We start from the raw sequence: 24247 nt of genomic DNA, 5'->3' as shown, positions 1-24247 counted from the left end.
TAAAAGGCCCCGCGGATCCCGCGGGGCCTGCGTCGCAGTCAGGTCAGGCGGTGCGGATGCGAGCGCGGGCGTTGCGGCGCTTGAGAGCGCGTCGCTCGTCCTCGCTCAGGCCACCCCAGACACCGTGGTCCTGTCCGGCTTCCAGTGCCCAGGCGAGGCACTGCTCACGCACGTCGCAGCGACGGCACACCTGCTTGGCCTCCTCGATCTGCATGATCGCGGGCCCGGTGTTGCCGATGGGGAAGAACAGTTCCGGGTCCTCATCGAGGCAAACGGCCCGGTGGCGCCAATCCATGGCGGATCCCATCTCTCTCAGTAGTTTGTCTACGCTGAAGGCTGGTCTGTGCCTAGTCAGCGCGCCTGTACTCGCACGGGGGTTGGTGCGAAGCGTTGTGAACGTTTTCACGAACGACTCCATGTTCCCAATCTCGGGTGACCGAAACAAGGGTTCTGGACTTGTCGATCCGATCACAACACTTCCTTAACACTACGAACCGGTGCACAGCGGTTTACCCCGTCCGGAAACCGGACGGATGAACCTTGGTGCGATCACCCGTTCACTGCAAGTAACCGATCCAACTGCCCTGGGGTTACGCAAAACCTCGAATCCCGGTGGGGCTGAAGTTCTCCGACTCCGATGAGCCGGTGGGGAAGAGGTCGTCGTCCCAAGGTGGCTCCCGGCCCGGCTCTGTGCTGCCCGAGCCGAGCACTACGCTGGACGACGTGCCGACTGAAACGACGCCGTCCACCGCTCCGCGCCCGCTCAAGCTAGCCGCGGCCGTGGTCGCTGGGGAAGGGCTGGTGCTCGCGGTTCTGGGAATTGTCGAAGCAATTACTGTCGACAGCGACCGCCTGCTTCTGGGCGTGTCCACTGCCGCGTTCCTGCTGATGTACGGCGGTGGGCTGCTCTTCGTGGCCCGTGGGCTCTACCGGACGTCGTCCTGGAGCCGCGGGCCGGCCGTCTTCGCGCAGCTGATCCAACTGTTCATGGCCTACAGCTTCTGGGGTGGCGGCACGAAGCCCGTCTCGGTGATCCTGGCGGTCGCGGCGATCGCAGTACTGGTGTCGATCTTCCAGAAGGTGTCGATGGAGGCACTGACCGATGATCCGACCAAGGATCACCCGGTCTTGTAACTACTCCTTCAGGAGGCCGGCGCGCAGTTCGGTAAGCGTGCGGGCCAGCAGGCGGGAGACGTGCATCTGGGAGATGCCGATCTCGTCGGCGATCTGGGACTGGGTCATGCCACGGAAGAACCGCAGCGTCAGGATGCGCTTCTCCCTGGTGTCCAGCTGGGCCAGGAGCGGTTTGAGCGACTCGCGGTACTCGACGCTCTCCAGCGCCTCGTCCTCGCCTCCCAGGCCGTCCAGGACCGTCGTGGCGTCCGCCTCGTTCTGGTCCGGGGCGTCCAGCGAGAGCGTGTTGTAGGCGTTCGCGGACTCCAGTCCCTCGATCACCAGGTCAGGGGACAGGCCCAGCCGCTCGGACAGTTCGGCGACCGTGGGGGCACGTCCCTGCTCCTGGGTCAGCTCGGCCGTCGCGGCGGTCAGCGAGAGCCGCAACTCCTGGAGCCGGCGCGGGACCCGGATCGCCCAGCCCTTGTCCCGGAAGTACCGCTTGATCTCGCCGAGAATGGTCGGTGTCGCGTACGTCGAGAACTCCACCCCGCGGTCGGAGTCGAACCGGTCGATCGCCTTGATCAGGCCGATCGTGGCCACCTGCACCAGGTCGTCGTACGGCTCACCGCGGTTGCGGAAGCGCCGGGCCAGGTGCTCGACCAGCGGCATGTGCAGCGAGACCAGGCCGTCGCGGGCCAGGGTGTGGGCCGGGTCGCCCGGGGTCGAGCCCGCCATCGCGGCGAAGAGGGTGGCGGTACGGGTGCGTAGGTCGGGTTCCTGGGGCTCGCCGCCCAGGGATCGATCCTCGATCACGCCTTCTCCGACGTGGTCGCCGACGCCGACACCGTGATGGTCAGCCGCCCGTCGACGGTCTCCGCCGCGGCGGACTCCACCAGCGCGGTCAGCACGGTCCAGCCGAACGAGGAGGTGTCCGGCTTCCAGCCGTTCGGCACGGTGGCCGTCGTCGCGACCGTCAGGTACGGCGGGGCGATCTCGAAGATCAGGTCCAGGACGCCGTCGGAGGCCTGGGGAAGCAGCAGCGCGCAGGCCTCGTCCACCGCGATCCGCAGGTCGTCGATCGCGTCCACGGTGAAGTCGTTGCGGGCGGCGAGATTACCGACCACCGATCGCGGGACGGCGATGTAGGCGCTGTCCGCGGGAATGCTGAGGCGGACCTCGGCGGATCGTCCGGTGCTGCTCACAGTTTTCTGCCTCCCAGGCGGGCTGAACTCTTGGGCGCACGGCCCACCGCGTACATCTTCCCCGTTCGGAGTCATTCTGACCACTTGCGTGTAACTGCAGGCCATGCTCAGATATCGAGCACAAGTGCGCACTTCTGATGTTCATCCGCCCGACGACCCCAGGAGTTCCCCGTGAATCCGACCAGTTCACGCCGTACGGTGCTCGGAGCCGGTCTGGCCGGCGTGCTCGGCGCCGCCGCGACCGGTACCGCGTCAGCCACGACCGCCGCCGCCACGACCGCCGCCTCCACTACCGCCGCCACTACCGACCAGACCGCGGCCGCACCCGCTCGCCGCAGCGGGCAGCGCTCGATGGTCGACGTCCCGTTCACTGCCCATGAGACCGTCCGGATCGGGGTGATCGGGCTGGGCAACCGCGGCGCCGGGATGCTCGGCGGCTGGGCCGCCGTCCCCGGGGCGGTCGTCACCGCCGTCTGCGATATCCGGGCTGACCGGGCCAAGGCAGCCGCCGACCGCCTGGTCCGGCTCGGCAAACCACGCCCGACCGAGTACGGCGGCTCCGCGTCCTCCTACCAGGAGCTGGTCCGCAGCAGCGACGTGGACCTCGTCTACATCGCCACGCCCTGGGAGTTCCACCACGAGCAGGGCAAGGCAGCTCTGCTCGGCGGGAAGCATGTCGGTGTGGAACTGCCGATCGCTACGGAGCTCAAGCAGCTCTGGGATCTGGTGGACACCTCCGAGCGGACCCGCAAGCATCTGTGGCTGATGGAGAACTGCAGCTACGGCCGGAACGAGCTGGCGATGCTGAAGATGGCCCACGAAGGGTTGTTCGGCGAGATCACCAACGGGCACGGCGGCTACCTGCACGACCTGCGGGCGCTGCTGTTCAGCGACACCTACTACACCGATGCCTGGCGCCGGAAGTGGCACGCCCGCAGCATCGCGAGCTTCTACCCGATGCACGGCCTGGCGCCGATCGCCGCGGCGATGGACATCAACCGCGGTGACCGGTTCATGACCCTGCGGGCGACCGCCACCGAGCCGCGCGGGCTGGCCGACTACCGCGAGCGGAACATTCCGAAGACGCACCCGTCGTGGAACGAGAAGTACATCAACGGTGACCTGGTCACCTGCCTGATCGGGACCGCGAAAGGGCGCATCCTCCGAGCCGAGCACGATGTCAGCTCACCCCGGCCGTACAGCCGGATCAACAGCCTGGCGGGCAGCCGCGGCATCTTCGAGGACTACGTCCCGGTCGGCACCACCGGTGGACGGGTCTACCTCGAGCCCGATCACGGCGGTCACTCCTGGCGCGACTTCGCGCCGTACCGGAAGGAGTACGACCACTGGCTGTGGAAGAAGATCGGCGACGACGCGGCGAACAACGGCGGCCACGGCGGGATGGACTACGTCCTGCAGTGGCGGATCGTTCAGCAGATGCGGGCCGGCCTGGTGCCCGACATCGACGTCTACGATTCCGCCGCCTGGTGTGCTCCGGTGCCGCTGAGCGTGCAGTCGCTGAAGAACGACGGCCGCCCGGTCGACGTCCCCGACTTCACCCGCGGTCGCTGGGCCGAGCTCCGGCTCGGTCTGGACTCCCGCGAGACCGACATGCCTCCGACGAGCTGAAAGGCCACCGCTGATGAAGAAGCTCGCTGTCGTGGTGGCTCTCACGGCCGCCCTGCTCGTTCCCCAGGTCCCGGCCGCGGCCGCGGAGCCCGTCGAGGTGACCATCTCCGAGGTCGATCTCGCCGGACCGGTGATCGCGTCGGTCGACGTCACGGTCACCAACAAGTCCGCGGCCAGGCTTTCGAAGCTCGCGGTGACATTTGCCGGACCGGTCGGCTGGACCGTCTATCCGGAGACCCGGACGGTCAAAGACGCCGTGAAACCAGGCGAATCGGTCACCGTCGCCTTCCAGATCCGGGTGCCCGAGCAACGGCCCGGCTTCACCATTCGCACCTTCACCGCGACCGCCGCCTACTCGGGCGGAGAGGTTGTCGGCACCCGCACCCAGAAGTCCGGTACGCCGTTGCCGAACCTGGCCGCAGCCTTCAACAACGTGGCCGTGAGCAACGAGTCCGACCCCACCAAGGGCAACTTCGACAATAGCGGCAACAGCTTCTCCGCCCAGCGCCTGGCGGAGAAGGACGTGACACCGGGCAGCACGGTGACCGCACTCGGCGCCACCTTCACCTGGCCCGGACCGGTCGGCACCAAGGACAACGCGGTCGCCGCCGGCCAGACCTTCGCCTACTCTGGCAAGGGCGCGAAGCTGGCCCTGCTCGGCTCGGGCGCCGGTTATGCCGCTGCCGGACTGGTGAAGGTCTGGTACTCCGACGGCACCTCCACGAGCGGGTCGATCGGGTTCCCGAACTGGTCGTTCCAGGACGCCGGGGCGCACGGCGCGACCTTGGTGATCTCGACGACCGGGCGCAACACCCCGGCCGGCTACGCGAACGCGGAGTACCAGTACCGGGTGTTCGCGAACTCGATCCCGCTGGACCCGGCCAAGACCGTCGAGCTGATCACGCTCCCGGCCAACGGCGGCCTGCACGTGTTCGGCGTCGCCATCGCCTGATCCGCGGCAGGACCGACGGCCGAACGCGAGGCCGGTTCCCGGATGGGAGCCGGCCTCGCGCGAACGGCAGTTTACGTCGGTTCGACGTGGGTGGGGTTGAGCACCCGGCGCAGGAAGTTCTGCGTACGCTCCTGTTGCGGGTTCCCGATCACCTCGGCGGGTGGGCCCTGTTCGACGATCACGCCGCCGTCCATGAAGACCACCCGGTCCGCGACCTCGCGGGCGAAGGCCATCTCGTGGGTGACGACGAGCATCGTCATACCGTCCAGCGCGAGCTTGCGCATCACGGTCAGGACGTCGCCGACCAGCTCGGGGTCGAGCGCCGAAGTGGGCTCGTCGAAGAGCATCAGGGCCGGGTCCATCGACAGTGCCCGGGCGATCGCCACCCGCTGCTGCTGCCCACCGGACAGCTGCATCGGGAACGCTTTCACCTTGTCGTTCAGGCCGACCCGGTCCAGGTTGGCCCGGGCGATCTTCTCGGCCTCGGCCGAACCGCGCTTCAGTACGGTGGTCTGCGCCACCGTGCAGTTGGCCAGCACGGACAGGTGCGGGAACAGGTTGAACTGCTGGAACACCATCCCGATCTGCGACCGGGCGGCGTCCAGGTGGCAGTCCCGGTCGCAGATGTCCTCACCACGGACGATCACCTGGCCCTCCTGCGGGATCTCCAGCAGATTGACGCAGCGCAGCAGCGTCGACTTGCCCGAGCCGGACGGCCCGATCACGCAGACCACCTCGCCCTGCTCGACGGTGAAGTCGATACCGCGCAGGACATGGTTGCTGCCGAACGACTTGTGCAGGTTCTTGATCTCCACCAGTGCCATCAGCGCGCCCTCGCAGCCTTCGCCTCGAGCCGGCGGACCAGGATGCCCAGCGGCAGGGTGATGATCAGGTAGCAGAAGCCGGCCGTGACCAGCGGGGTCAGGTTCGCGTAGGTGTTCGCCAGATCCCGGCCGAATCCGGTCAGCTCGTAGGCCGAGGCCGTAGTACCGATGATGAACACCAGCGACGAGTCCTTCACCAACAGGATCAGGTCGTTCGTCAGCGGCGGCAACACGATCCGGAACGCCTGCGGAAGCACGATCTTGCGAGTCGCCAGGCCCGCCGGCATACCGAGCGATCGGGCCGCCTCGAGCTGGCCCTTCGGCACCGCCTGGATGCCTGCCCGGATCACCTCGGCCATGTACGCCGCCGCCACGATGCCCAGCGCGAGCCAGACCGTGCCGTACGGGTCGAACGGGATCGTCATGCCCTCGAACGCCAGCGGCAGCAGGCTGAACGCGATGAAGACCACGATCGCCGGCAGACCGCGGAAGAACTCGATGTAGGCGGTCGCGATCCAGCGGTACGGCCCGACGATGGACAACCGCATCAGCGCCAGCAGCGTGCCGCCGAGCAGGCCGATCACGAAGGCGCCGGCGGTGTACTCCAGCGTCTTCACCAGGGCTTGCAGCAGACCGTCCTCGAAGGCGGACTTGATGTACTCCGGCTTGAAGAAGACGCTGCCGATCTGTCCCCAGTCGGCGGAGACACCGGCAACGATCAGCAGCGCTACGAGGATCCCGTACTGGATCCAGCGGGAGCGCTGGGCCCGCTGCCGCGGGCTCAGCCCCTTCCGCTCAACGATGTCGGTTGGCCGGCTCACTTCTTCGGCTCAACCCCGAACCACTTCTTGTAGATCTCGTTGTACTTGCCGTCGGTCTTGGCCGTGGTCAGCAGGGTGTTGAACTTCTCCACCAGCTTGGGCCCGCTGCCGTCCTTGAGGGCGGCGAAGCCGTACTGCTCACCGGTGTTGAACTCGGCCACCACCGCGGTGTCCGGGTTCTCCTTGACGAAGTCGTAGAGCACGCCGTTGTCGTTGATGGCGGCGTCGACGCGACCGGACTTGACGTTGTTCTCCTGCAGCGCGAGGTCGTTGAAGACCAGCACGCTGAAGCCGATCTCCTTCGCCTTCTTGTCGGCGAAGTCCTTACCGGTGGTGTCGGCCTGGACGCCGACCTTCTTGCCCTTCAGGTCCTCGAGCGACTTGTACGGCGAATCCTTCTTCACCAGCAGTACCTGGGTGGCGTCCATGTACGGCGCGGTGATGCTGATCGCGGCCTGCCGGGCCGGCGTGATCGTCATCGCGCCCATGCCCATGTCGCACTTCTTGGCCTGGAAGGCGGCACCGGAGGTGACCTGGGCCCACTCGATGTTGACCACGTCCTGCTCGAGGCCCAGGTCCTTGGCGACCAGGTCGAGCAGGTCGACGTCGAAGCCGACGACCTTGGTGCCGTCCTTGTACTGGAACGGCTTGTACGGGAGGTGAGTGCAGACCGTCAGCTTGCCGGGCTTGACCAGCGTGATGCCGGCCGCCTTGGCCTTGTCCTCGGTTCCTCCTCCGGTACCCGAGTCGTCACTGCCACAGGAGGACAGGACGAGCGCTAGCACGGCGACCGAGGCGACGGTGACCGTGCGGCGACTCTTGCGGAGGGTGGGGACGATGTTCATCGCTAGTACTCCTCGACACTGGTTCTGGAACGCCGGTCTGGACGGTACCGGGCCGGATTCTCCGCATCCTGACACAGCACGGCGGCGTGTGTCGGCTGCTAACCCCCGAAGAGACTCGATCGTCACCGTGCTGCGGCCATGTGGGGACCCTCACAGATAGGACCAGTGCGTGCTGTGGTTTACTCGTAGCGACGGGTGACCCCCTGGCAACGGCGCCGTTCGACGCACCCTCATCGAACGCCCACTCTCCGTATCCACTTGCCTGCAATCTGAAGTGAAGGGTCCCTTCATGGTCGCCGAAGTATTTCCGTCCACCCCTGTGCCCGATCCCGATCCGTACGCCGGTGATCCGGTCTTCGACCTGCATCTCGGCGGCAAGATCGAGGTGACGTCATCGGTCAAGGTGAACACCACCGACGAGCTCTCGCGTGCCTACAGCCCCGGCGTCGCCCGGGTCTGCACCGCGATCGCCGACGATCCTTCGCTGGTCCGCAAGTACACCTGGAAGTCCAACGTGGTCGCCGTCATCACCGACGGCACCGCGGTCCTCGGACTCGGTGACATCGGACCGTCCGCGTCGCTGCCGGTGATGGAGGGCAAAGCACTGCTGTTCAAGGAGTTCGGCGGTGTGGACTCGGTGCCGATCGCGCTGGACTGCACCGACGTGGACGACTTCGTCGAGACCGTCGTCCGGATGGCGCCGAGCTTCGGCGGTATCAATCTGGAAGACATCTCGGCACCGCGCTGCTTCGAGATCGAACGCCGGCTGAAAGAACGCCTCGACATCCCGGTCTTCCACGACGACCAGCACGGTACTGCGGTCGTCGTACTGGCCGCGTTGCGCAATGCGTTGCTGCTGACCGGCAAGGCGATCGAGGACATCCGCGTGGTGATCTCGGGGGCGGGAGCGGCCGGCGTCGCGTGTGCCCGGATCCTGTTGCAGGCGGGCGTCGGCGACCTGGCCGTTGTCGACAGCAAGGGTGTGCTGCACGAGGACCGCTCAGATCTGAACCCGGTGAAGTTGTCGCTGGCCAAGGACACCAACACCGGCGGACGCTCGGGCCGGCTGGTGGACGCGCTCGACGGCGCGGACGTCTTCCTGGGGCTGTCCGGCGGCACGGTGCCGGAGGAAGCCGTCGCGCGGATGGCGCCGGGCGCGATGATCTTCGCCCTGGCCAACCCGAACCCGGAGGTCCACCCCGACATCGCCCACCGCCACGCGGCCGTGGTCGCGACGGGCCGCTCGGACTTCCCGAACCAGATCAACAACGTGCTGGCCTTCCCCGGCATCTTCCGCGGCGCCTTCGACGTCAACGCCTCCCGAATCACCGAAGGCATGAAACTCGCCGCCGCCGAGGCCCTCGCCAACCTGATCTCCCCGTCCGACCTCCGCCCCGACTACATCATCCCGTCCCCCTTCGACCCCCGAGTAGCCCCCGCCGTAGCAACCGCAGTAGCCAACGCCGCCCACCGAGACGGCGTAGCCCGCGGCTGAAGGTGATGCGGTGATGTCGATTACTGACTGGTTGGTGGGGTCGGCCTAGGGTGGGCGGCATGCTTGCTGCTTATGCCGCCAGGTTCAGTTCGGATGACCCGATCTCCGCGTTGGAGGTGGGGGAGCGGCCTGAGCCGGTGGCGCCTGAGGGGTGGGTGACGATCGACGTGAAGGCGGCGGCGCTCAACCATCACGACCTGTGGTCGCTCAAGGGAGTCGGGCTGGCGGAGCAGAGTCTGCCGATGATCTTGGGCTGCGACGCGGCCGGGGTCGACCCCGACGGCAACGAGGTGGTCGTGCATGCGGTCATCTCGGATCCGGCGTGGAAGGGTGACGAGACGCTCGACCCGAAGCGGTCGCTGCTGAGCGAGCGCCATCAGGGCACGCTGGCGGAGAAGGTCGTCGTACCGGCGCACAACGTCGTACCGAAGCCGGCTGGGTTGAGTTTTGAAGAGGCTGCGTGCCTGCCGACCGCCTGGCTGACGGCGTACCGGATGTTGTTCACGCAGTCCGGGCTGAAGCCGGGCGACACCGTGCTCGTGCAGGGTGCGGGTGGTGGTGTCGCGAGCTCGCTGATCACGCTCGCGCGTGCTGCCGGCATCCGCGTCTGGGCGACCAGCCGCGACGAGGGCAAGCGGGCGAAGGCCGTCGAGATCGGCGCGCACGACGCGTTCGAGTCCGGCGCCCGGCTGCCCGAGCGCGTCGATGCCGTGATGGAGACCGTCGGCCAGGCGACCTGGTCGCACTCGCTGAAGTCACTCAAGCAGGGCGGCACCCTGGTGATCTCCGGCGCGACCAGTGGCCAGGCGCCGAAGTCCGCCGAGCTCAACCGGATCTTCTTCCTGCAGTTGCGCATCCAGGGCTCCACGATGGGCACCCGGACCGAGCTGGCCGAGCTCGTGCGGTTCATGGCGAACGCGGGGATCAAGCCGCACATCGACAGCACCTTCGCGCTGGGCGACGCCCGCAAGGGGTTCGCGAAGATGAATGAAGGTGACGTCTTCGGCAAGATCGTCTTCACTGTCTGAGTGGAGATCGAGATTCGCCGCGCCGAGGTCGCGGATGCCGAGGCCAGCGCCTGGTGTCACCTGACCTGCTGGCAGGAGGCGTACGCCGGACTGGTGGATCCGGAGCGACTGGCCGAGAAGACGAGCGACCTCGACCTGCGGACCGAGCGGTGGGCGAGCAGGCTGGAGGCCGGCGTACTGCGCTGGATCGCGGTGAACCCGGATCCGGCTGCCGCGGTCCGGGACCGGGTGATCGGGTTCTCCTCGCCTGGACCGTCGCGGGATGAAGATGCGCCGGCGCCACTGGAGCTGTACGCGATCTACGTGCGGGCGAAGTGGTGGGGGAGTGGGCTCGGGGACCGGCTGCTGGATGTTGCCATCGGCAAGGAAGCGGCCAGCTTGTGGGTGCTGGCCGGGAACGAGCGGGCGATGGCGTTCTACCGGCGGCATGGATTCGCCGAGGACGGTTCCCGGCTGGACGAGCCGTTCTTCGGCGTACCGGAAATCAGGATGGTCCGGCCGGCCCAGTGAGCGTGAGCTGGTGACAGCGGCACTGATGTGACAGTGCGTGGCGCTGACGTTTCCTCCCTGAAACATTTCCGTCGCACCGGGGCAACGAGGGTGCCGCAGGCTGGTCTCACCGCGGGAAACCCCCACAGGTTCGATCCGCCTGATCGATGATTGAGCAGGAGGGCCCATGAGGCCGACCTTGACGGTGATCGCCGACCCCGCCGACCGCTGGATGATGCGCGCGGCCTGTATCGGCCAGGCGCCGGCGTACGACGAGAGCGCGAGTGGCTGGGAGCAGCGCAAGGCGCAGGCGGTCTGCCTGACCGCGTGCCCGGTGATCGAGGAGTGCCGTGAGTGGGCCCGCCGGACCAAGTTCACCGGCACCGCCGCCGGGGAGAAGTTCCTCTCCGGCCGCCGCCGTGGCCGCCCCGGTCCGCAGGAGCGCCGCACCCCGACTCCTCTGGTGGCGGAGCAGCAGGCGAGCTAGACCCCGGCCAGTTCCTTCTGCCGTTCCGCTGCAACCTTCGGGGTGCGGCGGAACGGTGACGTTACGGTCGCTACGACGTACTGCCGGTTGTAGATGAGTGCTGCGATCGCCATGGCCATGTAGATGCCCGACAGGACGTAGCGGCCGGTCTGCCCCGGTACTGCGAACTGCAAGGCGAACAAGCCCAGCAACGTCCAGGCGGCCCAGCGGGGGAAGCGCAGGCTCAGCAGGACGGCCAGGCCCAGCACTGTCTGAGTCGCGGTCAGCAGGAACTCCTCAACCTGCCGCCCGTCCAGTGGCAGAGCAGCAGGGCCGCCGCCGATGCCGTAGGCGATCGGGAGGCTGCCGATCAGCAGGGTCCACTGGTTGACCTTCGCGGAGATCAGCAGGCCGAGAGCAGCGGCTCCCTTGCCGCGCCATGCGAACAGGATCGCCACGATGAACTCCGGCGCCTCAGACGCCAGTGGAGCCAGCCACTGCACAAGCAGGAACTGGTCGATGCCCAGCGTGCGCCCGCCGTCGACCAGGGAGTCAGCGAACGGCTCTGCCGACAACAGGATCACCCCGGCCGCCACCAGGAACATCGAGATCACAGCGACCCGCCGCTGGACCTTGCCGAGCCCACCGATCCGCGCAGCCGGTCCGATCAGCTTCGGCTCGTCGGTGTGGTCCGATGCGGCAGCTCGCCAGAGGTAGTACCCGAAGAAGGCCAGCAGGGCGATGCCCAGCAGCAGGTGGATCTGCCCGGTCATCGGGATGATGAACGCGACCACGCTGGCGATCGCCAGGAAGCCCAACTCGCGACGGTAGCCCGACTCGAGCACCAGGGCCTTGATGGTCTGCCCGCTGCGCTTGCTGGCGACGTACAGGCTGATCAGGACGACGCTGGACCAGCCGAGGCCGAGCAGCAAGCGGTTGGAGCCGGTCATGTTCGCGGCGGCGTAGGCGACGTACTCCGGCTGGCTGCCGGCCGTGTGGGCGAAGTACAGATCCACCGCGTACTCCGGCAGGACGGCGATCACCGCGAGCAGCGCGATCGCCAGGCCACCGGAGATGTCGACCTCGGCCGCCTCGGCCGCCCAGGCCAGCACGAACGATGCGGCGACCACTCCGAAACCGAAGATGACGATGGCCACCGGAGCCGCCGGATGCACCCCGCCGAGCCTGAGCGCGACAGCCGGGACTGCCGCCAGCAGGCAGAGAAACACGGGGCGGAGGGCTCTGATCACAGGGTCAAGAATCTCACCATTTCGATACTTTCGCAATTGCGCAAGTATGAGACCGTCCTCACCCACGGCCTGCCGCGTTCCACGGGACCTCCTCAGCGGTCACAATGACTGCGCAATGACGACACCCCCGGAACCGACGCGAGCACAGCTCGACTCCGCCGCCAGCACCTTCGCGATGCTCTCGGCGCCCGTCCGGCTGCACCTGGTCTCCCTCGCCGCCCAGGGCGAGTACGACGTCGGCACCCTGGCCGAGCGCGTCGGCGTGAGCATCGCCACCGCCAGCCAGCACCTCGGCAAGCTCCGGCTGGCTGGCATCATCACGGCCCGCCGCGACGGCCGCCGGCACATCTACACCGTCGACGACCCGCACGTACTTAACCTGGTCGACCAGATCTTCGAGCACATCGCCCCCGACGGCTCCCTGGCCCCCGACCCGCCACTACGCCGCCGCCCGCCGCACACGGACTAGGTGCAGTGTCCCGACCGACAGGACATAGTGCCTGTACTGCGGCCGGCCGGCGCCTGCGTGAGCGTAGCGCCCGGCCGAGTGGCCGACTATGTCCTGTCGGTCGGGACAGTCAACCGGTCGCTGCCGAGCCAATCCGCAACAGGCCCTGCAACCCGCATCGGTCCCACAACCCGCCAGTCAGCGTGTGCCTCAGTCGAGTACGTGGCGTAGGTAGCGCTCGGGAGCTTCCAGGTAGGCGCGCCAGTTCTGGACGAGCTCGAGCTCTGCCCAGGTGGTTGAGCGGATGCCCCAGTCGCCGACCTCGAGGATCGCGGCGCCGGGGAGTGAGCAGACCACGGGGGAGTGGGTCGCGCAGATGACCTGGGCGCCGCCGACGGCGAGTTCGTTCAGCACGCCGACCAGGGCGAGGCTGGAGGAGAACGACAAGGCGGACTCGGGTTCGTCGAGGCAATAGAGGCCGGGGCTGTCGAACCGGCTGCGGAGCACTTCCAGGAAGCCTTCGCCGTGGCTCAGTTCGTGGAAGTTCGGGTCGCTGCGTGGGCCCGGGTTCTGCTCGAGATAGGTGTAGTAGCCGTGCATGGTCTCCGCGCGAAGGAAGAAGCCCCAGCGGGCGGCGCCGACGCCGCGGGTGAGCCGGATCTGGGTGGCCAGTGACGACTCCGTCTCGCGAGTGGTCAGCCGTGCACCCGTCGAGCCGCCCTCGGGTGACATGCCGAAGGCAATCGCGATCGCCTCGACCAGGGTGGACTTGCCCGCGCCGTTCTCGCCGACCAGGAAGGTGACGCCGGGGCCCAGGTCCATACCGTCGGTCAGCAGTTGCCGCACGGCCGGGATGGTGTGCGGCCAGGTCTGGGAAACGCTGATGCCCTCCGCCGCGGCAACCCGGCGTACCGGGTGATCGGCGAAGGGCATGGGGCTAGTCGTCCTCGTCGTCCAGCCTGGCCAGCCAGGTGGCGAAGCGTTCGATCGGGGTTTCGAAGTCGGGGTTCAGGTCGACGAACTCGCGCAGCCGTTCCGCGACCCAGGCCAACGGGACTTCTTCCTCGCCCCGCCGGCCCTCGAGCTCCTCGATCCCTCTGTCGGTGAAGTACACGTCAGCTGAAAGCCTGCTTCATCAGCGTCGCGTTCTCGCCGGTGTGCACGCCCATCGAGCCGACCGACGGCGCGGACATGGCCGGCCGGGAGACCCGGTAGAACGGCTTGCCGCCCAGGTGCTCGGTCAGGTTCAGCGCCATGAACGGCCACGGGCCCTGGTTCGCCGGCTCGTCCTGCACCCAGCGGATCTCCTGCAGATTCGGGTACTTCGCCAACTCGGCCTTGATCTCCTCCGACGCCAGCGGGTAGAGCTGCTCGACCCGCAGGATCGCCGTACTGATCTTGTCCGGCTCGGCCTTCTTGCGCTCGGCCAGCAGGTCGTAGCTGATCCGGCCCGAGGTGAGGATGAGCCGCTCCACGGTCGCCGGGTTCTGCTCGGCCTCCGGGTCGTTCAGCACCGGGCGGAACGTACCGCTGGTCAGCTCCTCCGGCTGCGACACCGCGGTCTTCAACCGGAGCAGTTGCTTCGGCGTGAAGACGATCAGCGGGTTGTGCTCCTCCTGCAGCGTGTGCCGCCGCAGCAGGTGGAAGTACGACGCCGGCGTGGACGGCTGGGCCACCGTCATCGCGTTCTCGGCGCACAACGCCATGAACCGCTCGATCCGGGCCGACGAGTGGTCCGGGCCCTGGCCCTCGTACCCGTGCGGCAGCAGCAGCACGACACCGGACTTCTGGCCCCACTTCGCCTCACCGGCCGAGATGTACTCGTCGATGATGGTCTGGGCGCCGTTGACGAAGTCGCCGAACTGCGCCTCCCAGAGCACCAGCGCGTCCGGCCGCGCCACGGAGTACCCGTACTCGAAGCCGAGCGCGGCGTACTCGCTGAGCAGCGAGTCATAGACGTAGAAGTTCGCCTGTCCCTCCTCCAGGTTCTGCAGCGGGACGTAGTCCTGGCCGTTGACCCGGTCGATGACCGCGGCGAACCGCTGGACGAACGTGCCGCGCCTGCTGTCCTGCCCCGCGAGCCGGACTGGCCGCCCAGCCAGCAGCAGCGAACCGAAGGCGGTGATCTCCGCGCTGGCCCAGTCGACCGGGCCCTGCGTGATCGCGCCGGCCCGGCGCTGCAGCTGCGGCATCACCTTCGGGTGCGCGGTGAAGCCCTCCGGCAGCGTCGTGTACGCGTCGGCGATCTTCTTCAGCACCTCGGGGGTGGTCGCGGTCGCGTCCGGACCCTCCGGCTTGTCGGGGTAGACCGGGACGGTCACGTACGGCGCCGGCGTGTCCGGCTGGCTCTTCGCCTCCCGTACTTCGGTGAATACCCGCTCCAGCCGCTGCTGGAAGTCGCGCATCGCCTGCTCGGCCTCTTCGACCGTGATGTCGCCACGGCCGATCAGGGCCTCGGTGTAGAGCTTGCGGACGGACCGCTTCTGCTCGATCAGGTCGTACATCAGCGGCTGGGTGAAGCTCGGGTCGTCGCCTTCGTTGTGACCGCGGCGGCGGTAGCAGACCAGGTCGATGACGACGTCCTTGTTGAACGCCTGGCGGTACTCGAAGGCCAGGTCCGCGACCCGGATGCAGGCCTCGGGGTCGTCGCCGTTCACGTGGAAGATCGGCGCCTGGACCATCCGCGCGACGTCGGTGCAGTACATCGACGAACGCGACGAGGCCGGCGAGGTGGTGAAGCCGACCTGGTTGTTGACGATCACGTGGATCGTGCCGCCGGTGCGGTAGCCGCGCAGCTGGGACAGGTTCAGCGTCTCGGCCACGACACCCTGGCCTGCGAAGGCCGCGTCACCGTGGACGAGCACCGGCAGGACCGGGAAGGTCGCGCCCTGGTCGAGGATGTCCTGCTTGGCCCGGACGATGCCCTCCAGCACCGGGTCGACGGTCTCCAGGTGGGACGGGTTCGCCGCGACCGACACCTTGATCTTGTCGCCGAACTCCGAGACGAACTCGCCCTCGGCGCCCAGGTGGTACTTCACGTCGCCGGAGCCCTGGACCGTGCGCGGGTCGATGTTGCCGTCGAACTCGCGGAAGATCTGCCCGTACGACTTGCCGACGATGTTGGCCAGCACGTTCAGCCGGCCGCGGTGCGCCATCCCGATGGTGACCTCGTCCAGCCCGGCGCCGGCGGCCTCCTCGCACAGCTCGTCGAGCAGCGGGATGGTGGTCTCGCCGCCTTCCAGCGAGAACCGCTTCTGGCCGACGTACTTGGTCTGCAGGAAGGTCTCGAACGCCTCGGCCTCGTTCAGCTTGGCCAGGATCCGCAGCTGCTCCTCGCGCGGCGGCTTGGTGTGCGGCCGCTCGATCCGCTCCTGGATCCACTTGCGCTGCTCGGGGTCCTGGATGTGCATGTACTCGATACCGGTGGTACGGCAGTACGAGTCGCGCAGGATGCCGAGGATGTCGCGCAGCTTCAGGAACCGGCGGTCGCTCTGCGCCCCGAAGGAGCCGGTGGCGAACTCGCGGTCCAGGTCCCACAGGGTCAGCCCGTGGGTGGCGACGTCCAGGTCGGGGTGGCTGCGCTGCTTGTACTCCAGCGGGTCCGTGTCGGCCATGATGTGGCCGCGCACCCGGTAGGCGTGGATCAGCTCGAGGATGCGGGCCTGCTTGCTGATGTCCTCCTCGTGGCTGTGCGGGAGGTCGGCGGCCCAGCGGATCGGCTCGTACGGGATCCGCAGCGACTGGAAGATCTCGTCGTAGAAACCGTCCTCGCCGAGCAGCAGCCGGTGCAGCCGGCGCAGGAATTCACCCGACTGGGCGCCCTGGATGATCCGGTGGTCGTACGTCGAGGTCAGCGTCATCACCTTGCTGACCGCGAGCTTGGCCATCGTCTCCTCGGCCGCGCCCTGGTACTCCGTCGGGTAGTCCATCGCGCCGACGCCGACGATGCAGCCCTGGCCGGACATCAGCCGCGGTACCGAGTGCTGGGTGCCGATCGTGCCGGGGTTGGTCAGGCTGATCGTGGTGCCCTGGAAGTCGGGCAGCGCGAGCTTGTTGTCCCGGGCCCGCCGGACGACGTCCTCGTAGGCCATCCAGAACTCGGCGAACGTCATCGACTCGGTCGCCTTGATCGACGGGACCAGCAGTTGCCGGGTGCCGTCGGGCTTCTGCATGTCGATCGCCAGGCCGAGGTTGATGTGCTCGGGCTGGACCAGGGTCGGCTTGCCCTCGGTCTCGTCGTACGACGCGTTCATCTCGGGCAGCGTCTTGAGCGCCCTCACCAGGGCCCAGCCGACCAGGTGGGTGAAGGAGATCTTGCCACCGCGCGCGCGGCGCAGGTGGTTGTTGATGACGATCCGGTTGTCGATCAGCAGCTTGACCGGCACCTGCCGCACGCTGGTCGCGGTCGGGACCCCGAGGCTGGTCTCCATGTTCTGCGCGGTCCGCGCGGGTGCGCCGCGCAGGATCCTCCGCTCCGCGTCCGTGCTGGTCGCGGGAGCGGGCTTGGCTTGCGCGCTGGGCGGCTGGTTCACCGTGCCTCCGGTCGGGGCGCCGCTTGCGGCGGGGGCTGCCTTCTGAGGGGATGCTGCTGTCTGGGGCTGCTTGGCGGCTGCCGGCTGGGCCGGGGTCACTGCGGCTGCTGCAGCCGGCGCTGCCGGGGAGGGCGCGGCTGCGGCGGCCGCGGCTGCGGGCCGGCTGGAGGACGGAGCGGCGGGCGCAGTACCGCGGCTCGGGGCCTCCGGGGTCTTGTTGTCTGACACCGCGTCGGGACGGGGAGCGTCGGCCTGCTTGGCAGGCTTCGCGTCACCCGGGGCGTGCCCCTTGAACTCGTCGCTCTCGAAGTAGGTCAACCAGGCCGGGTCGACCGACTTGGGATCGGAGAGATAGCTCTCGTACATCTCGTCGACCAGCCATTCGTTCGCACCGAAGGCTGCAAGGGGATTAGTTTCTGATGGCTCGGTGGCCACTGGGCAGTTCGCCTCTTCCGATCGGGTCAGATACCACGGGTTATGACTGCGGGAGTTATGGGGCACTTCCCGAGCCAAGGCTAATAGCTGCCGCAACTGTTCCGCAGCCCGGGATCACCGGACCAGTCGATCGAGTGGTTCGCGCCCCGTCAGTTGACCGATCGAGGGCTGAAACACTGTCGTGGCTGGTGTTCCAGGGATCGGCCGGCCGGCACCGGTCGCGCGGAACTGGACTGACGCTGGGGGAACTGCTGGACTCGTTGCAGAGGTGGGTTTCCAGCGGGCTTCCCGGTCTGTCAGTGGGTGCTCGGCAGGCTGGGCTGGCCACTGTATGCAAGTGCTCGCTCGCGGGTGGTGATGGACAGTGGTGGGCAGAAATGTGGCCAACGTCACTCACTGGATCAGTCCAGTTCTCACCGATTGGCCAGGCGGCGGACCAGTTTGAGCCCGGACCAGGTGGCATCGATGGCACACACCTTCACGTCCACCACCCCGAGCGGCAGGGCGAGCTCGCGAATCCCGTTCTCGTCCAGATCGGTCGGTACGCCGGACGCCCGCTTCGGCCAGGCGATCCAGATCATCCCAGCGGTGGCGGTCCGCCGCAGCAGGACTGGCAACCTCGCGGCCAGCCGGGCGCGATCCGGGCAGAAGGCAACCACCACGTCGTACTGCGCCCGCCCGGCCCGGCCGATCACCCGGGTGCCGTCGGGCAGCCCGTCGATTACGAAGCCGGCCGGGGCGTTGTCGAGCACGACGGTGTGCTCCGGCTTGATCCCCAGCTTCGCGGCAAGCGGCTTTCCGGAGTACCCGATGGTCATGCCGCTGATCATCCGCTCCAGCGCTGCTCAAGCCAACTGGCGTCAAAGGGCGGGCCGGGCGGCATACTGACCAGATGGCGTTGACGGATGAGGCGATCGTCAAGATCAAGGACATGATCACCTCGGGGGAGTTGGGGCCGGGTGACCGGCTGCCCAAGGAGGCGGACCTCGCCGCGCGGCTGGGGTTGTCGCGCAACTCCCTGCGGGAAGCCGTGAAAGCGCTCACCCTGGTCAACGTGCTCGACGTACGGCACGGCGACGGCACCTACGTGACCTCGCTCGACTCCGCGCACCTGCTCGACGCCTTGAGCTTCATGGTCGATCTGCACCAGGACGACTCGGTGCTCCAGTTCTTCGAGGTACGCCGGTTGCTGGAGCCCGGCGTCGCGGCGCTCGCGGCGGTCCGGATCTCTCGCGAACAACTCGCCGGCCTCCGGCTGCTCACCAGCGAGCTGACCGCGGATTCCCCGATCGACGAGCTGGTCGCCAACGACCTCCGCTTCCACCGCGGCATCGCCGAGGCGAGCGGGAACGCGGTCGTCTGCTCCCTCCTGGACGGCATCTCCGGCGCCACCCAGCGAGCCCGGATCTGGCGCGGCGTCACCGAAGCAGGAGCAGTCGAGCGCACCCTGGCCGAACACACCGCCATCCTCGACGCCATCGAACAAGCCGACTCGGAAGCCGCCCGCGCCTGGATGACAGCCCACATAGCCGGCGTAGAAACCTGGCTCCGCAAGGCCCGCTGACCCCACCCCACGTCCCCCNCCCCGCCGCCTCCGCACCTGGAAACGCCGCACGCAGCCGGACCCCCAATCCCCCGGCCCATTCGTCCGGGCGGCGGAGCTCCAGCCCATCAGAGGGGCAGGCAGACCGGACTCCCCGCGCTCAGGCGCCGGCCTCCCGAGCGCCATTGATGGGATGGAGCTCCGGGCCCCACCCCCGCGTACGTAGTACCGCGCCAGCTGTTGCCTGGGGCAACTGGTGGAAATATCTGGTTGAAGCTGTGGCCGGGAGCGCCTAACCTTGACGTCGTCACATTGCCGGCGTCAGGGGTTCGGGTTGTCGAACTGAGATCTCTCTTCAGTAGCGGTTGATCGCCACCGATCGGTGGGCGGTCTCGTTCGAGATCTCGGAGTGACCCCATGAGCTATTCCCTGACCTGTACCGACCTCTTTTTCGCCTGGCCCGACGGTGACGTGCTGTTCGACGGGCTGACGTTCGTGGCCGGACCCGTGCGGTCCGGGCTGGTCGGCCGCAACGGCGCCGGCAAGTCCACCCTGCTGCGGCTGATCGCCGGACGACTCACCCCGCAACGCGGGTCGATCCGGGTCAGCGGCGAACTCGGCTACCTGCCGCAGGACCTCACCCTCGACACCACGCTGCGCGTCGACCAGGCGCTCGGCATCGCGGGGATCCGCGCCGCGATCAGCGCGATCGAGGCCGGTGACGCGTCCGAGGCGAACTTCGCGATCGTCGGCGACGGCTGGGACGTGGAGGAGCGCGCCGAGGCCACCCTCGGCAAACTCGGCCTCGGCTCGATCGGCCTCGACCGCAGCGTCGGCGAACTGTCCGGCGGCGAGACCATCCTGCTCGGCCTGGCCGCTGAACTGCTCAAACGCCCCGACGTCCTGCTGCTCGACGAACCGACCAACAACCTCGACCTGCGCGCCCGCAAACACCTGTACGACGCGGTCGACGCCTTCCGGGGCGCGCTGCTGATCGTCAGCCACGATCGCGAGCTGCTCGACCGGGTCGACCAGATCGGCGACCTGCGCAAGGGCGAGCTGACCTGGTACGGCGGCAACCTCACGGCGTACGAGGAAGCCGTCGCGCTCGAGCAGGAAGCGGCCGAGCGGATGGTCCGGTCGGCCGAATCCGACCTGAAGAAGCAGAAACGCGAACTGGTCGAAGCGCGGATGAAAATGGACCGCCGGCGCGCGGCCGGCCAGCGTGCCTTCGAACAGGGCGGCATCCCGAAGATCGTCGCCGGTGGATTGAAACGGTCGGCGCAGGTGTCGGCCGGCAAGCATCTCGGCATGCACAGCGATCGCCTCGACGCGGCGCAGGAGGCGCTGGCCGACGCGGAGGAGAAGGTCCACGACGACGACAAGATCCGCGTCGACCTGCCGAAGACCACGGTCCCGGCGGGCCGCGTCGTGATGCGACTGGAGGACTATGTCCTGCGTACCGGGCTGCACGCCGACCTGGAGATCCGGGGCCCCGAGCGGATCGCCCTGACCGGCCCGAACGGCGCCGGTAAGAGCACGCTGCTGCACGCCCTCACCGCGGACGAACTGCCGCTGGTCCCGTGGCGGCTCCTACCCCAACGGCTCGATCTGCTGCAGGAGTCCTTGTCGGTGGTGGAAAACCTGGCCCTCCTCGCCCCCAGCGCGGAAAACCAGGACCGCCGAGCCCGCCTGGCCCGCTTCCTCTTCCGCGGCCGAGCCGCCGACCAACCAGTCAGCACCCTCTCCGGCGGAGAACGCTTCCGCGCCACCCTCGCCGCCCTGCTCCTGGCCGAGCCACCCCCACAACTCCTGATGCTCGACGAACCCACCAACAACCTCGACCTGGCCAGCGTCGCCCAACTCCAGGACGCCCTCGCCTCCTACAACGGAGCCCTGGTCATCGCCAGCCACGACCTCCCCTTCCTCCGAGAAATCGGCATCACCCGCTGGCTCCACCTGGACCACAACGACCTAACCGAAATCGACCCGCTCTAAGCCGAGCTTGCGGACCGCCGCCACTCACAAAGGCGCGGCGGGCCGGGGTGAGCGCCCCTCCCCACGCCTGGGCGGGTATCAGGGCGGCGGAGCTTTCGAAGTTTGTGAGTGGTGGCGGTCCGCAAGGTCTGGGCTAGCCGGGGGTGGGGGCGTCCTCGCGGAGTAGGCCGGCGGATTTTAGGGCTGGCCAGAGGGGGGCTGGTACTTCGGTGCGGGCTAGGGCTGCGTTGGTGTGGACTTCGGAGGGGGTTCGGCAGCCCACCGCGATGCCGGCTACGGCGGGGTGGAAGAGGGGGAATTTGAGGGCGACCGCGGGGAGGGTTACGCCGTGGGACTCGCAGAGGTCCGCTAGGTTGCTGGTTTTTTCGATCAGGGCGGGGGGCGCGGGGGCGTAGTTGAAGGTGGCGTCGGCGGCCGGGCGGGGCTGGGAGAGCAGGCCTGAGTTGAAGACGCCGACGGCCACCACCTGGACGTTGTTCTCCAAGCAGGCGGGCAGTACGTCGTCGAGGCCGTCTGGGTCGAGCAACGTGTAGCGGCCGGCCAGCATGATGGCGTCGATGTCGACCTCGCGGACGAAGCGGGTGAGCATCGCCGTCTGGTTCATGCCGGAGCCGATCGCGCCGATCACGCCCTGGTCGCGCAGCTCGATCAACGTCGGGAACGCCGTCGCCACAGCCTCTTCGTAGTGATCGTCGGGGTCGTGGACGAAGACCACATCCAGCCGGTCGACGTCGAGCCGCCGCAGCGAGTCCTCGATGCTCTGCAGTACGCCGTCGCGGCTGAAATCCCATCTCCGGCGGCGATTCGACATCACCGCGAACCCTTCGCCATCAGGCTCCGGACTGTCCGCCTCGTAGATGACCCGCCCGACCTTCGAGGACAGCACGTACTCCGACCGCGGCTTCCCCGCCAGCCCAGCGCCAAGACGCTCCTCCGCAAGCCCAAGACCGTAGTGCGGCGCAGTATCGAAGTACCGCCAGCCCTCGTCCCAAGCAGCCTGGACGGTCGCGACGGCATCGGCATCGGCGACAGGCGAGAAGAGCCCGGCCAACGGAGCTCCACCCAGACCGATCCTGGAAGAGCCGAAGAGCTTCATGACCGAGCCGCCGGGAGCCGCAGATTCTGCATGCCGCCGTCGACGGCCAACGCAGTACCGGTTGTCGAGCCGGCCAACGGGCTGGCGAGATAGGCGATCGCGGCAGCGACCTCATCCGCCGAGACCAGCCGGCCCATCGGCTGCCGGGCTTCCAGCGCGGCGCGTTCGGCTGCGGGGTCGGTCGCGACGTCGAGGAGTCGCCCGACCCACGGCGTGTCCGCAGTACCGGGGTTGACGCAGTTGACCCGGATGCCTTCGCGTACGTGATCAGCAGCCATCGCCATCGTCAGAGCCAGTACTGCGCCCTTGCTCGCGCTGTACAACGCACGGTTAGGCAGCCCCGCCGTCGCGGCGATCGAGCAGGTGTTGACGATCGCGGCGGCCGAGGAGCGTCGCAGGTAAGGCAGTGTGGCGCGGCTGACCCGGGCGATCCCGACGACGTTCACGTCGAGGACGCGGTGCCACTCCTCATCGTCGTTGCCCGCGACCGTGCCCTGCGCGCCGATGCCCGCGTTGTTGATCAGGATGTCGATGCCGCCGAGCTGCAACGCCGCCGCCGACACCGCGTCCCGGACGGAGCTGTCGTCGCTCACGTCCGCGGTGATCCCGGTCAGCGGCGCGGGGACTTCCGGCTTCAGGTCGAAGACGACCACCTGGGCGCCACGGGCCGCGAGCAAAGAGGCCGCGGCCAGTCCGATCCCTGAGGCTCCTCCGGTCACCACGGCCTTCAGGCCGGCGAAATCCGTCACTTCTCGCTCTCCTTCGTCAGGTCCGTCCAGATCTTGCCAGCCGGGTACCGGTAGTCGCACAGCGTTTCGCCGTCCATCTCAGCACTGAAACCGGGCCTTGTCGGTGCCACGTAGTGGCCGTTCTCGATCACCACCGGGTCCAGGAAGTGCTCGTGCAGGTGGTCGACGAACTCGATCACCCGGTTCTCCGTGCTGCCGCTGACCGCGACCAGATCGAACATCGACAGGTGCTGCACCAGCTCACACAGTCCTACCCCACCGGCATGCGGACACACCGGTACGCCGAACTTCGCCGCCAGCAACAAGATCGCGATGTTCTCGTTCACCCCGGCCACGCGGGCCGAGTCGATCTGCAGGAACGACAGCGACCCGGCCTGCAGCATCTGCTTGAAGACCACCCGGTTCTGCACGTGCTCGCCGGTCGCGAGCCGGACGGGCGCGACGGCGCGCGCGATCGCCGCGTGCCCGAGGATGTCGTCGGGACTCGTCGGCTCCTCGACCCACCAAACGTCGAACGGTTTCAGCGCCTCGATCCAGGCGATCGCGTCGGCGACGTCCCAGCGCTGGTTCGCGTCGATCGCGATCCGGATGTCCGGGCCGACCGCCTCGCGCGCGAGCCGCATCCGGCGGATGTCGTCGTCGAGGTTCGCGCCGACCTTGAGCTTGATCTGGGTGAACCCCTCGGCGACGGCCTCGTGGCACAGCCGGACCAGCTTGGCGTCGTCGTACCCGAGCCAGCCAGGCGTCGTCGTGTACGCCGGGTAGCCCTGCTCGCGCAGCAGCTTTTCGCGCTCAGCCCGGCCCGGTTGAGCGGCGTACAGGATCTCCAGCGCCTCGTCGCGGGTGAGCGCGTCGGTGAGGTACCGGAAGTCGACCAGGTCGACGATCTGCTCCGGGGAGAGATCGGACAACAGCTTCCACAGCGGTACGCCGGCGCGCTTGGCGGCCAGGTCCCAGACGGCGTTCACGACGGCGCCGATCGCCATGTGCATGACGCCCTTCTCCGGGCCGAGCCAGCGCAGTTGCGAGTCGTGCACGAGCGACTTCCAGAACCCGCCGAGGTCGTTCAGCGTCGCGTCCACGTCGAGCCCGACCACGTGGTCGCGCAGCGCCTCGATCGCGGCCGTCTGGACGTCGTTGCCCCGGCCGATGGTGAAGGCGAACCCATGCCCCTCGAGCCCGTCACCGGCGTCGGTGCGCAGGATCAGGTACGCCGCGGAGTAGTCCGGGTCGGCGTTCATCGCGTCGGAGCCGTCCAGGTCCAGCGACGTGGGGAAGCGGACGTCGTACGTCTCGACCTCGGAGAAGCGCGGCATGCGGAGACCCGTT

General features: G+C 68.0%; 24 protein-coding genes. 10 read left to right on the top strand and 14 right to left on the bottom strand.

Features of this window, described 5'->3' with window-relative positions; translation table 11 throughout:
* Window positions 1-43 precede the first annotated feature (43 nt).
* Entirely contained in the window at window positions 44-295 is a 252-nt protein-coding gene (locus A3ES_RS0124430; protein WP_012922773.1) for a WhiB family transcriptional regulator, read from the bottom strand.
* 428 nt (window positions 296-723) lie between these two features.
* Between A3ES_RS0124430 and A3ES_RS51495 the strand changes: the two genes are divergently transcribed.
* Window positions 724-1134 carry a hypothetical protein gene (locus A3ES_RS51495; protein ID WP_157630728.1) on the top strand — a complete coding sequence of 137 codons (411 nt, stop codon included), beginning with the start codon at window positions 724-726 and terminating at the stop codon, window positions 1132-1134.
* On the opposite strand, the gene A3ES_RS0124420 is transcribed toward A3ES_RS51495, so the two are convergent.
* Both A3ES_RS0124420 and A3ES_RS0124415 read right to left on the bottom strand, forming a co-directional pair.
* Window positions 1135-1929, bottom strand: a complete 795-nt coding sequence (locus A3ES_RS0124420) for an RNA polymerase sigma factor SigF (protein WP_020389471.1) — start codon at window positions 1927-1929, stop codon at window positions 1135-1137.
* Window positions 1926-2318: an ATP-binding protein gene (locus tag A3ES_RS0124415; protein ID WP_020389470.1), complete on the bottom strand. Its 393-nt coding sequence runs from the start codon at window positions 2316-2318 to the stop codon at window positions 1926-1928. The genes A3ES_RS0124420 and A3ES_RS0124415 overlap by 4 nt, the downstream gene beginning before the upstream one ends.
* A gap of 171 nt (window positions 2319-2489) precedes the next feature.
* On the opposite strand from A3ES_RS0124415, the gene A3ES_RS0124410 reads away from it, so the two are divergent.
* Together A3ES_RS0124410 and A3ES_RS0124405 are read left to right on the top strand one after the other, a co-directional pair.
* Window positions 2490-3947 (top strand): Gfo/Idh/MocA family protein, encoded by a 1458-nt coding sequence (locus tag A3ES_RS0124410; RefSeq protein WP_020389469.1) that lies wholly within the window; start codon window positions 2490-2492, stop codon window positions 3945-3947.
* A gap of 13 nt (window positions 3948-3960) precedes the next feature.
* Window positions 3961-4899, top strand: a complete 939-nt coding sequence (locus tag A3ES_RS0124405; RefSeq protein WP_020389468.1) for an NEW3 domain-containing protein — start codon at window positions 3961-3963, stop codon at window positions 4897-4899.
* 71 nt (window positions 4900-4970) lie between these two features.
* On the opposite strand, the gene A3ES_RS0124400 is transcribed toward A3ES_RS0124405, so the two are convergent.
* The 3 genes from A3ES_RS0124400 to A3ES_RS0124390 are packed head-to-tail and all read right to left on the bottom strand — an operon-like array spanning window position 4971 to window position 7389.
* On the bottom strand, window positions 4971-5723 hold the full coding sequence (locus A3ES_RS0124400; protein ID WP_020389467.1) for an amino acid ABC transporter ATP-binding protein: 753 nt from the start codon (window positions 5721-5723) through the stop codon (window positions 4971-4973).
* On the bottom strand, window positions 5723-6544 hold the full coding sequence (locus A3ES_RS0124395; RefSeq protein WP_020389466.1) for an amino acid ABC transporter permease: 822 nt from the start codon (window positions 6542-6544) through the stop codon (window positions 5723-5725). Before A3ES_RS0124395 ends, A3ES_RS0124400 begins: the two co-directional genes overlap by 1 nt.
* Window positions 6541-7389 carry a transporter substrate-binding domain-containing protein gene (locus A3ES_RS0124390; RefSeq protein ID WP_020389465.1) on the bottom strand — a complete coding sequence of 283 codons (849 nt, stop codon included), beginning with the start codon at window positions 7387-7389 and terminating at the stop codon, window positions 6541-6543. The genes A3ES_RS0124395 and A3ES_RS0124390 overlap by 4 nt, the downstream gene beginning before the upstream one ends.
* Window positions 7390-7678: 289 nt before the next feature.
* Here A3ES_RS0124390 and A3ES_RS0124385 point away from each other — a divergent pair, with 289 nt between their 5' ends.
* The 4 genes from A3ES_RS0124385 to A3ES_RS0124370 all read left to right on the top strand — a co-directional run bounded on the left by A3ES_RS0124385 (window position 7679) and on the right by A3ES_RS0124370 (window position 10888).
* Window positions 7679-8884: an NAD(P)-dependent malic enzyme gene (locus A3ES_RS0124385; protein WP_020389464.1), complete on the top strand. Its 1206-nt coding sequence runs from the start codon at window positions 7679-7681 to the stop codon at window positions 8882-8884.
* 59 nt (window positions 8885-8943) lie between these two features.
* Window positions 8944-9912, top strand: a complete 969-nt coding sequence (locus tag A3ES_RS0124380; RefSeq protein ID WP_026163162.1) for a zinc-binding dehydrogenase — start codon at window positions 8944-8946, stop codon at window positions 9910-9912.
* Entirely contained in the window at window positions 9913-10422 is a 510-nt protein-coding gene (locus A3ES_RS0124375; RefSeq protein ID WP_020389462.1) for a GNAT family N-acetyltransferase, read from the top strand.
* A gap of 166 nt (window positions 10423-10588) precedes the next feature.
* Window positions 10589-10888, top strand: a complete 300-nt coding sequence (locus tag A3ES_RS0124370) for a WhiB family transcriptional regulator (RefSeq protein ID WP_020389461.1) — start codon at window positions 10589-10591, stop codon at window positions 10886-10888.
* On the opposite strand, the gene A3ES_RS0124365 is transcribed toward A3ES_RS0124370, so the two are convergent.
* On the bottom strand, window positions 10885-12117 hold the full coding sequence (locus tag A3ES_RS0124365; protein ID WP_051084790.1) for a sodium:proton exchanger: 1233 nt from the start codon (window positions 12115-12117) through the stop codon (window positions 10885-10887). The genes A3ES_RS0124370 and A3ES_RS0124365 overlap by 4 nt on opposite strands.
* Window positions 12118-12232: 115 nt before the next feature.
* On the opposite strand from A3ES_RS0124365, the gene A3ES_RS0124360 reads away from it, so the two are divergent.
* Window positions 12233-12586 carry an ArsR/SmtB family transcription factor gene (locus A3ES_RS0124360; RefSeq protein WP_020389459.1) on the top strand — a complete coding sequence of 118 codons (354 nt, stop codon included), beginning with the start codon at window positions 12233-12235 and terminating at the stop codon, window positions 12584-12586.
* A 189-nt stretch (window positions 12587-12775) separates the two neighbouring features.
* On the opposite strand, the gene A3ES_RS0124355 is transcribed toward A3ES_RS0124360, so the two are convergent.
* From A3ES_RS0124355 to A3ES_RS0124340, 4 genes are all read right to left on the bottom strand, one after another.
* Entirely contained in the window at window positions 12776-13498 is a 723-nt protein-coding gene (locus tag A3ES_RS0124355; RefSeq protein WP_020389458.1) for an AAA family ATPase, read from the bottom strand.
* Window positions 13499-13502: 4 nt separating this feature from the next.
* Window positions 13503-13679, bottom strand: a complete 177-nt coding sequence (locus tag A3ES_RS55105) for a DUF6104 family protein (protein ID WP_020389457.1) — start codon at window positions 13677-13679, stop codon at window positions 13503-13505.
* Between the two features lies 1 nt (window position 13680).
* Complete coding sequence (locus A3ES_RS0124345) at window positions 13681-17532, bottom strand: multifunctional oxoglutarate decarboxylase/oxoglutarate dehydrogenase thiamine pyrophosphate-binding subunit/dihydrolipoyllysine-residue succinyltransferase subunit (protein ID WP_020389456.1); 3852 nt, start codon at window positions 17530-17532, stop codon at window positions 13681-13683.
* Window positions 17533-17945: 413 nt separating this feature from the next.
* On the bottom strand, window positions 17946-18350 hold the full coding sequence (locus A3ES_RS0124340; RefSeq protein ID WP_157630727.1) for a DUF3052 domain-containing protein: 405 nt from the start codon (window positions 18348-18350) through the stop codon (window positions 17946-17948).
* Between the two features lie 74 nt (window positions 18351-18424).
* Here A3ES_RS0124340 and A3ES_RS0124335 point away from each other — a divergent pair, with 74 nt between their 5' ends.
* Both A3ES_RS0124335 and A3ES_RS0124330 read left to right on the top strand, forming a co-directional pair.
* Window positions 18425-19096 carry a FadR/GntR family transcriptional regulator gene (locus A3ES_RS0124335; protein WP_020389454.1) on the top strand — a complete coding sequence of 224 codons (672 nt, stop codon included), beginning with the start codon at window positions 18425-18427 and terminating at the stop codon, window positions 19094-19096.
* 396 nt (window positions 19097-19492) lie between these two features.
* Entirely contained in the window at window positions 19493-21073 is a 1581-nt protein-coding gene (locus tag A3ES_RS0124330) for an ABC-F family ATP-binding cassette domain-containing protein (protein WP_020389453.1), read from the top strand.
* Window positions 21074-21206: 133 nt separating this feature from the next.
* On the opposite strand, the gene A3ES_RS0124325 is transcribed toward A3ES_RS0124330, so the two are convergent.
* From A3ES_RS0124325 to A3ES_RS0124315, 3 genes are read right to left on the bottom strand one after another with little or no spacing between them, the layout of a single operon-like run.
* A complete protein-coding gene (locus tag A3ES_RS0124325) occupies window positions 21207-22169 on the bottom strand; it encodes an aldo/keto reductase (protein ID WP_020389452.1) in 963 nt (320 codons plus the stop codon).
* Window positions 22166-22918, bottom strand: a complete 753-nt coding sequence (locus A3ES_RS0124320) for an SDR family NAD(P)-dependent oxidoreductase (RefSeq protein WP_020389451.1) — start codon at window positions 22916-22918, stop codon at window positions 22166-22168. The genes A3ES_RS0124325 and A3ES_RS0124320 overlap by 4 nt, the downstream gene beginning before the upstream one ends.
* Window positions 22915-24234: an L-fuconate dehydratase gene (locus tag A3ES_RS0124315; RefSeq protein ID WP_020389450.1), complete on the bottom strand. Its 1320-nt coding sequence runs from the start codon at window positions 24232-24234 to the stop codon at window positions 22915-22917. Before A3ES_RS0124315 ends, A3ES_RS0124320 begins: the two co-directional genes overlap by 4 nt.
* Window positions 24235-24247: the final 13 nt, after the last annotated feature.

Origin of the sequence: Kribbella catacumbae DSM 19601 (assembly GCF_000372465.1) — a bacterium.
Lineage (GTDB): Bacteria > Actinomycetota > Actinomycetes > Propionibacteriales > Kribbellaceae > Kribbella > Kribbella catacumbae.
This window is presented reverse-complemented; position numbering and strand designations above follow the sequence as displayed.